The 9,099-nt window shown below is 67.8% G+C and carries 7 protein-coding genes; 2 read left to right on the top strand and 5 right to left on the bottom strand.

Annotation, left to right across the window (positions count from 1 at the left end; genetic code table 11):
- Positions 1-113: 113 nt before the first annotated feature.
- Genes ASD05_RS20935 through ASD05_RS20915 form a run of 5 tightly spaced genes read right to left on the bottom strand, consistent with a single transcriptional unit; the run spans position 114 to position 3,838 of the window.
- The gene (locus tag ASD05_RS20935) at positions 114-944 is read right to left on the bottom strand and encodes a LytR/AlgR family response regulator transcription factor (protein WP_056596541.1); all 831 of its coding nucleotides are present in this window, start codon (positions 942-944) and stop codon (positions 114-116) included.
- A gap of 27 nt (positions 945-971) precedes the next feature.
- Positions 972-1,985, bottom strand: a complete 1,014-nt coding sequence (locus ASD05_RS20930) for a sensor histidine kinase (protein ID WP_056596538.1) — start codon at positions 1,983-1,985, stop codon at positions 972-974.
- Positions 1,986-2,038: 53 nt separating this feature from the next.
- Entirely contained in the window at positions 2,039-2,332 is a 294-nt protein-coding gene (locus tag ASD05_RS20925; RefSeq protein WP_056596535.1) for a 2TM domain-containing protein, read from the bottom strand.
- On the bottom strand, positions 2,329-3,282 hold the full coding sequence (locus ASD05_RS20920; protein WP_056596532.1) for a sterol desaturase family protein: 954 nt from the start codon (positions 3,280-3,282) through the stop codon (positions 2,329-2,331). Before ASD05_RS20920 ends, ASD05_RS20925 begins: the two co-directional genes overlap by 4 nt.
- A 34-nt stretch (positions 3,283-3,316) precedes the next feature.
- Positions 3,317-3,838, bottom strand: coding sequence for a DUF6622 family protein (locus ASD05_RS20915; protein ID WP_056596529.1), 522 nt, complete (start codon positions 3,836-3,838; stop codon positions 3,317-3,319).
- Between the two features lie 258 nt (positions 3,839-4,096).
- Here ASD05_RS20915 and ASD05_RS20910 point away from each other — a divergent pair, with 258 nt between their 5' ends.
- Both ASD05_RS20910 and ASD05_RS20905 read left to right on the top strand, forming a co-directional pair.
- Positions 4,097-5,731 carry an efflux RND transporter periplasmic adaptor subunit gene (locus ASD05_RS20910; protein ID WP_056596526.1) on the top strand — a complete coding sequence of 545 codons (1,635 nt, stop codon included), beginning with the start codon at positions 4,097-4,099 and terminating at the stop codon, positions 5,729-5,731.
- 34 nt (positions 5,732-5,765) lie between these two features.
- Positions 5,766-8,882, top strand: a complete 3,117-nt coding sequence (locus tag ASD05_RS20905; RefSeq protein ID WP_056596523.1) for an efflux RND transporter permease subunit — start codon at positions 5,766-5,768, stop codon at positions 8,880-8,882.
- Positions 8,883-9,099 lie beyond the last annotated feature (217 nt).

Genomic DNA, 9,099 nt, shown 5'->3' with positions numbered 1-9,099 from the left:
GAAAACGCCCGATGAAGTCCATCGGGCGTCCGTGGCCGGCTTGAACAAGCCCGCTCTGTGTCCCTTATAGGTGTCAACCTATGGCAGGACGGGTCAGCGTGTGCCAGCCGATTTCACATGGCGCGAAAAAGATGGGCGTACAGGCGGCTGACCGGGATCTTCTCGGCCCTGCCACGCAGCATCAGGTGCAGCTTGCCGGCCTCGTCGCGGTGCACCGATTCGATGGCCGAACTGCGCACCACCACCGCCCGGTGCACCTGCCAGAAGGTGTCGGCGTCGAGCTGGGTCAGCAATTGCTTGAGCGGCGTGCGGATCAGGTATTCGTGCGAGGCGGTCAGCACGCGCAGGTATTTGTCGGCGGCTTCGAAGTACAGCACTTCGTCGATGGGCACCATGCGCACGGTGCTGCCGCCGGCGTCGCTGGCGGCGATCATGCGCAGCGGGGCGGGGGGCGTTGTTGCCGCGCCGGCTCCGGCGGCCGTCAGTACCTGGCGCCACTGGGCTAGCGTTCGTTCGAGCGCTTCGTCGGCCACGGCGGATGTGGGCGCAGGTTGCCGCGCGGCCAGTGCCTGCTGCAGCCGGCCCACGGTCTTGCGCAGGCGCCCGGGCTGCACGGGCTTGAGCACGTAGTCGATGGCTTGGGCCTCGAAGGCGCGGGTGGCGTATTCGTCGTAGGCCGTCACGAACACCAGTTGGGGCATCGGCGCCTCGTCGATGGGCCAGCTGTCGGCCAGTTCGGCGGCGGCGCCCAGGCCGTCGAGGCCGGGCATGCGGATGTCGAAGAACAGCACCTGCGGCTGCAGGCGCAACGCCTCGCGCACGGCGCTGCGGCCGTCACCTGCTGTGGCGACGATCTGCAGTTCGGGCCATGCGGCGGCCAGTTCGGCCTTGAGGGCCTGAGCGAGCAGGGGCTCGTCTTCGGCAATGAGGGCGGTCGGGGTCATCTGTTTGTTGTTGTGGGGTGAGGTCGTTCAGACGGGCGTGGGAAAGCTCAGCGTGGCGCAGGTGCCGCCGGCGCGCGAGGGCGCGAGGCTTATGTGGCCTTGGGCGCCGTACACCGTGGCCAGCCGCTCGCGCACCTGCTCGAGCCCGAAGCCGCTGCCTTCAGAAGGCGGTGCGGCATCGAGGCCCACGCCGGTGTCGCTCACCTCGATCTCCAGCAGGCCGGCCTGCCGGCGGGCGCGCACGACGATCTCGCCGCCTTCCACCTTCGGCTCCAGCCCGTGGCGAATGCTGTTTTCCACCAGCGGCTGCAGCAGCAGCGGCGGTACGGGCGCGTCGCGCAGGTCGTCCGGCAGGTCGAGCGTGTAGCGCAGGCGCTCGCCCATGCGCACCGACATCAGTTCGAGGTAGTCGCCCAGCCGCTCGAACTCGGCCGACAGCGGATGCGACAGCGCGCGCGAGCCGCTCAAGGTCATGCGCAGGTAGCTGTTGAGCCGGTCGAGCATGGCCACGGCGCGCGGCGGGTCGACGGTGATCAGCACGCGCAGGTTGGCCAGCGTGTTGAACAGCATGTGCGGCTCGAGCTGCGTCTCGAGCAGCTTCAGCCGTGCCTCCGTGGCGTTGCGCTGCGCCAGCTCGATCTGGCTGCGCATGTGCTTGCTTTTGCCAAGGCTGTAGAAGAAGAAGCACATGCCGACCGTTGCGATGATGGTGATCGTGGCGGCGGTGGCCAGCTTGTGGTCCTTGAATTCGAGGAAGTCGAATCGAGGCGCGCCGAACCAGGCGTCGCCGATGAGATTGCCGACGAAGAAGCCGACGACCATGCCCATGGCGATCAGGAGAAAGCCCGCCGGCCATCCTGGCCAGAGGGTTTCACGGTGTCCGCTGATCAGCAGCCGGCCGATGTCGATGAAGAGCCAGCTCACGGTGCCGATCGCCAGCGAATAGACCAGGTGGCCGGCCCAGTTGCCGCCGCCGGTGAGGGTCATCGCGGTGGCGATGAGGCAGCAGAAGACGGCGGTGATCAGGCCATGCCGCAGCATGCTCCTCAGGTTCTCGGGCGCGAACCTGTTGCTTGCAGCAGGCAGGCCTGCGCTCACCCGTGGTCCCCGGCGCCCAGTGCGCGGCGCTCGCGCTCCACCAGCCTCTCGTAGAAGCCGCCGCCGGCCACGAACCAGACCACGGCGCCATGGATCAGCAGGCCCAGGCCCCAGCCCATGAGCGGGTACATCGCCCAGCTGCGGCCATGGGCGGCAGAGAGCGTCACGAGGCCGAGGTTGACCAGCACGTAGACAAAAGCGTGGATGTACCAGCCCATCTTGGCGCCGGCGCGGCGGCGGGCGCGGCGTTCGATGTCGGAGCGGGCGGGGTTCGATGCAATGTGGTTCATGACAACTCCTTGTATTGGACAGGAATGAAATCCGAGGCGGCCAGCGATGGCGGCGATGTCGCCTGCAAGGCCGCGCGCCGCCGCAGCTCCTCGGTCGTCTCGCCCGGCCCGTCGGGCTTCCAGCCCGGCGGCTTCACAAGGTAGCCGACGAAGGCGCGCACCGAGCGGGCCGAGGCCAGGTCGCGGAACAGCGCGCGCCAGTGCGTGAACTCGATCTCGAAGAGGTTGTACGAGGTGACCGGGTTCACCAGCCCGTAGCGGCAGGGAATGTCGGCGCGCTCGGGAATGTAGGTGCCGAACAGGCGGTCGAACACGATCAGCACGCCGCCGTAGTTGCCGTCCAGGTATTCCAGGTTGGAGGCGTGGTGCACGCGGTGGGCCGATGGGGTGTTCAGCACCCATTCGAGCGGCCCGAGGCGCGGGATCCAGGTTGCGTGGATCCAGAACTGGTACAGCAGGTTCAGCGTGAGCATCAGCAGGATCACCCGCGGCGGCATGCCCAGCAGCGGCGCCAGCATGAAGAAGGCCAGCGTGCCGGTGAGGCGGCCGGTCCAGCCGAAGCGGTAGGCGGCCGACAGGTTCAGCTGGTTCGGCGAATGGTGGATGGCGTGGGTGCACCAGAACCAGCGCACCCGGTGCGCCGCGCGGTGGTACCAGTAGTAGCAGAACTCCTGGCCGATGAAGCAGGCGGCCCAGCCGGTCCAGTGGTCCATCGGCAGGGTGAAGAGGCGGTGGGCGTAGAACCAGTCCATCGCGCCGCTCCAGAAGGCCAGCGGCAGCAGCCAGCGCAGCGGGTATTCGCGCACCAGGAAGTCGACCACCGAGATGCCGGACGCCTTCCAGTCGTAGCTGCGCCAGCCGTTGCGCCAGGACAGCACGAGCGCCTCGGCGATGGAGGCGGCGAGCACCACCGTGACGGAGATCTTGAGGATCAGCAGGAGTACGTTCATGGCGGTGATTTCCTGGGGGCTGCAGCTCGGAATCTTAGGCGGCGCGGACCGTGGCCGTCATGGCGTCAGTACGGATGGCCAGCTTCCACAGGCGCACCGCACGGGCCGCGAAGACACCGCTGAAGGCACCGTACAGCACCGGGATCACGAGACCGAAGGCTGCCTGCTGGCGCAGTTCGGGGTGCATGGCCAGGGCCGCACCCACCACGTACTTGGTCAGGAAGATGCCCATCATGAGCATCAGCGGCACCGGGCTGCCGGCCACGTGAAAGCTGCGCGCTGCCGCGTCGTAGCGGGTGGTGGCGGGCAGCGGGCGCTGCAGCACCAGCGCCAGCATCGCCACCGCCGCGGCGGCCCAGCCGAGCAGGGCGCCGAAGGAATCGCCGAAGACGGAAACCACGCCATAGACCGACAGCGCGCCCATGGCCACGGGCATCAGCGTGACGCGCGTCAGGCTCACATTGTTGGCGAGCAGCTGCCTGGCGCCGAGCCACAGCAGCAGGAAGAACACCGCGAAGACCCACTTGGGCGTGTGAAGGATGATTTGCATCAGCATGGTTGCGCTCCGTTGAAAGTGGAAGGTTGAATCGATGGGGCGGACTGTGCCGACGCCCGCCCGTTCCCGCCACGGGCGTGCGACGGAATGCACACAGGCGGCGCGAACTGCAGCCCGAAGGCGTGGATTGCGCGGGATCGCGGAGGCCAGCGGGCAGCTTTACCGTCGCTTTACGGCGCAGCAAACAGCCGGACTACCATTCGGCGCTGTACTACGCTGGTCCGCACTCCTGCCCTGCATTTCCTGCACGCACCGTCCATGGAACAAGAAAAACCATCCGAGCCCCTGCCTCCCACCGTCTCGCCCACACATCCGACGGTGCGCAGGCGCCGGTGGGTCGGCGGGCTGCTGACGCTGCTGCTGCTCGTGGCACTGGGCGGGGGCGCCTGGTATCTGATCCAGCGGTCGAAGACGCCCGTGCCCGGTCCCGGTGGCGGCCCTGGTGCCGGCCGGCAGGGCGGGCCTGGTGGTCCGGGCGGCCCGGGTGGGCGCGGCGGCGGTGGCGGGGCTTCCAGCACGGTCGGCATCGCCACGGCCCGGCAGGCCGACATTCCGGTGCAGCTCGAAGCGCTGGGCACCGTCACGCCGCTGGCCAACGTGATCGTCCAGCCGCAGGTGTCGGGCGTGCTCACCGCCGTGCTCTTCCAGGAAGGGCAGATGGTCAAGAAGGGCGACGTGCTCGCCACCATCGATCCGCAGCCGTTCCAGAACGCGCTGGCGCAGGCCTCCGGGGCGCGCCAGCGCGACGAGGCGCAGCTGGCGGCGGCGCGCGTCACGCTGCAGCGCTATCAGACCCTGCTGGGGCAGGACTCCATCGCCCGCCAGGACGTGGACACGCAGGCCGCGCTGGTCAAGCAGCTCGAAGGCACCGTGGCCATCGACCGCGCCAACGAGAACACGGCCAAGCTCAACCTCGCCTGGAGCCGCATCACCGCGCCGGCGAGCGGGCGCATCGGCCTGCGGCCGGTGGACGCGGGCAACTACATCTCGACCGGCAGCACCAACGGCGTGGCGACCATCACGCAGATCGCGCCCATCGACGTCGAGTTCGCCATTCCCCAAGACCGCGTGCCCGAAGTGCAGGAGCGCCTCGCGCAGGGCGCCAAGCTCGACGCCACCGCCTTCGACCGCACGCGCACGCGCCGGCTCGCGAGCGGTACCTTCGCCACCCTCGACAACCTGGTCGACACCGCGACCGGCACCGTCAAGGCCAAGGCCCGTTTCTCCAATGCCGACGAGGCGCTGTTCCCGAACCAGTTCGTCAACCTGCGGCTGCTGCTGCGCACCGTGAGCAGCGCGGTGGTGGTGCCGGTCACGGCGCTGCGCCACGGCCCCAACGGCGACTATGTGTATGTGCTGAACGACGACAGCACGGTGTCGCAGCGGCCGGTGACGCGCGGTGAATCGAGCGTGGACAACGTGGCGGTCATGTCGGGCCTGAAGGCCGGCGAGCAGGTCGTGACCGAAGGTGGCGACCGGCTGAAGGATGGCGCGCGGGTGCAGACCCAGGCCGAGCGGCCGGCCGGTGCGGCATCGGCGCCTGCGGGCGGCACGCATCGCGGCCGCCGCCAAGGCGGCCAGGGTGGTGGCGCCGGTGGCGCGGGCGCGCCCAAGGCCGGTGAAGCTGGCACGGGTGCTGCTCCTGCCTCTCCGGCAACCCCCGCGGCTCCCGCGGCATCCCCGGCCCCTGCCGCTCCCGCGACCCCCGCCAAGCTCCCGACCGCCGAGCAGCGCCAGCGCATGCTCGATTCCGCCAAGGACAACCCCGAGCAGCTCGAACGCCGCAAGCGTTTCCTCGAAGCTCTGGACCGCGGCGATCCGGCGGCGCTGGAGCGCTGGCAGCGCATGTCCGAAGGCCGCGGCGAGGGCGGACAGGGCAGGCGCGGCCCATGACCGGCAATAGCCGCTGCAGCGCGGAGGCCTCCCGGTGAGCCCGTCACGTCCGTTCATCCTCCGGCCGGTGGCGACCTCGCTGCTGATGGTCGCCATCGTGCTGGCCGGCCTGGTTGCGTTCCGCTTCCTGCCGCTGTCGGCACTGCCGCAGGTCGACTACCCGACCATCCAGGTGCAGACGCTCTACCCGGGGGGCAGCCCCGAGGTGATGAGCAACACCGTCACCGCGCCGCTGGAGCGCCAGTTCGGCCAGATGTCGGGGCTCGACCGCATGAGCTCGACCAGCGCCGCGGGCGTGTCGATCATCACGCTGCAGTTCTCGCTCGGCCAGACGCTCGACGTCGCCGAGCAGGAAGTGCAGGCCGCCATCAACGCCGGCGGCTCGCTGCTGCCGGCCGACCTGCCCGCGCCGCCGGTGTATGCCAAGGTCAATCCGGCCGATGCGCCGGTGCTCACGCTATCCATCACCTCCGACACGCTGCCGCTCACCGACGTGCAGAACCTCGTCAACACGCGGCTCGCACAGAAGATCAGCCAGGTCTCGGGCGTCGGGCTGGTGTCGCTCAGCGGCGGGCAGCGCCCGGCCGTGCGCATCCAGGCCAATACGCAGGCGCTGGCGGCCAACGGCATCGGTCTGGACACGCTGCGCACCGCCATCTCGGCAGCCAACTCCAACGGCGCCAAGGGCAGCTTCGACGGACCGAAGCGCGCCTACACGATCAATTCGAACGACCAGCTGCTGACGGTCGACGACTACAAGAACCTGATCGTCTCGTACAAGAACGGCGCGCCGATCCGCATGGTCGACGTGGCGCAGGTGGTCAACAGCGCCGAGAACAACCAGCTCGCCGCCTGGGCCGGCAACAAGGCCGACGGCACCAGCAAGCTGTCGCCCGCGATCATCATGAACGTGCAGCGCCAGCCCGGCGCCAACGTGATCGCCACCGTCGACGCCATCAAGAAGCTGCTGCCCGAGCTGCAGGCCGGCTTTCCGGCGGGCCTGAAGATCGAAGTGCTCAGCGACCGCACTGCGGGCATCCGCGCTTCGGTGCAGCACGTGGAGATGGAACTGGTGCTGGCCGTGGTGCTGGTGGTGCTGGTGATCTTCGCCTTTCTCGGCAGCCTGCGCGCCACCGTCATTGCCAGTGTCGCGGTGCCCATCTCGCTCATCGGCACCTTCGGGCTGATGTACATGCTGGGCTACAGCCTGAACAACCTGAGCCTGATGGCGCTGACCATCGCCACCGGCTTCGTGGTGGACGACGCGATCGTGATGATCGAGAACATCGCGCGCTACATCGAGGAGGGCGAGAAGCCTCTGCAGGCCGCCTTCAAGGGCGCGACGCAGATCGGCTTCACCATCATCTCGCTGACGGTGTCGCTCATTGCCGTGCTGATTCCGCTGCTCTTCATGGGCGACGTGGTGGGGCGGCTGTTCCGCGAGTTCGCGGTGACGCTGGCCATCACCATCCTGATATCGGCCGTGGTCTCGCTCACGCTCGTGCCGATGATGTCGGCGCGCTGGCTCAAGCACCAGCCGAAGAAAGAAGGCGGCACGGGCTTCGGCGCGCGCGCCCAGCGCTTCTTCGAAGGCGTGATGCTGCGCTACGACCGCTCGCTGCATTGGGTAATCGATCACCAGCCGCTCACGCTGCTGGTCGCCTTGCTCACCATGGTGCTGACCGTGGTGCTGTACCTCACCATTCCAAAGGGCCTGTTTCCCACGCAGGACACCGGCCAGCTGCAAGGCCGCATCCAGGCGGCGCAGGACGTGTCGTTCGACCGCATGTCGCAGCTGCAGCAGCAGGCGGCCCGCGCGATTCTGGACGACCCCGACGTGGAGAACCTCAGCTCCTTTGTCGGCGTGGACGCCGCCAACAACACCATGCTGCACACGGGCAGCATGCTCATCAACCTGAAGTCCGGCCACGACAACCAGCAGAAAGTGATGGACCGGCTGCGCGAACGCGCGCGGCAGGTGGCCGGCGTCACGCTGTACCTGCAGCCCACGCAAGACCTGACCATCGACGCCGAGACCGGGCCGACCGAATACCGCGTGTCGCTCGAGGGCGTGGACAGCGCGACGATCACCGGGTGGATGAAGAAGCTCGTGGCGAAGCTGCAGGACTCCGACAAGGTGCGCAACGTGGGCAGCGATGCCGGGGCGCAAGGGCTGGCCGCCTTCGTGAACGTGAACCGCGATACGGCCGCCCGGCTGTCGATCACGGCGAGCACGGTGGACGATGCGCTCTACAGCGCCTTCGGCCAGCGCATCGTGTCGACGATCTTCACCGAGACGAACCAGTACCGCGTGATCCTCGAGGCGCAGCCCGGGATGGTGAACACGCCGCAGACGCTCGGGCAGCTGAGCCTGATCGCGGGCTCCGGCACCGCGACGCCGCTGTCCGCCATCGCCGACATCACCGAGCAGCAGGCACCGCTGCAGATCACGCACGTGGCGCAGTACCCGGCGAGCACGCTGAACTTCGATACCGCGCCTGGGGTTTCGCTTGGCGCTTCGGTCGATGCGATTCGCGCAGCCGCCAAGGAGATCGGGCTGCCGAGCAGCGTGACGATGACTTTCCTGGGCGCTTCAGGGGCCTACGAGAGGTCGCTGTCGAACCAGCTGTGGCTGATTCTTGCCGCCGTCGTCTGCGTGTACATCGTGCTGGGGGTGCTGTACGAGAGCTACGTGCATCCGCTGACGATCCTGTCCACGCTGCCTTCTGCCGGGGTCGGTGCTTTGCTCGCGCTGATGATCACCGGCAATGACCTGGGGGTGATCGGGATCATCGGGATCATCCTGCTGATCGGCATCGTGAAGAAGAACGCGATCATGATGATCGACTTCGCTATCGATGCGGAGCGTACCCAGGGCAAGTCTGCGCGCGAAGCCATTCATCAGGCTGCCTTGCTGCGCTTTAGGCCCATCCTGATGACGACGCTGGCTGCCTTGTTTGCTGCCATTCCTTTGATGTTGAGTTTTGGGGAAGGCGCCGAGTTGCGCAGGCCTCTGGGCCTGGCGATCTTCGGCGGGCTGATCGTCAGCCAGTTGCTGACGCTGTTCACTACGCCTGTGATCTATCTGGCGTTCGACCGGCTGGGTGGGGGGAGCTCTCGACGGGGCGTGATCGAGGAGGAGGCGGTTTGAACCGTTTTGCTTCCTGCGGCTTGTTTGTTTCCCGAGGCCGGGAGTTCCGCCCGGCGGCGGACTTACTTTCTTTTGCTTCGCCAAAAGAAAGTAAGCAAAGAAAAGGCGACCCCACTGTCTGCGACCCCTTCGCTGCGCTACGGGGCAACCTGCGGTGCTCGCGCCTGCTGTGGGGTATGTCTGGCTGCGCCGAGGAGCGCAGCGTTTCGCGGATCAG

The sequence above is a fragment of the Variovorax sp. Root434 genome (assembly GCF_001426595.1).
Taxonomy (GTDB): domain Bacteria; phylum Pseudomonadota; class Gammaproteobacteria; order Burkholderiales; family Burkholderiaceae_C; genus Variovorax.
The sequence above is the reverse complement of the archived record's forward strand: the minus strand, read 5'-3'. Positions and strand labels throughout refer to the sequence as shown.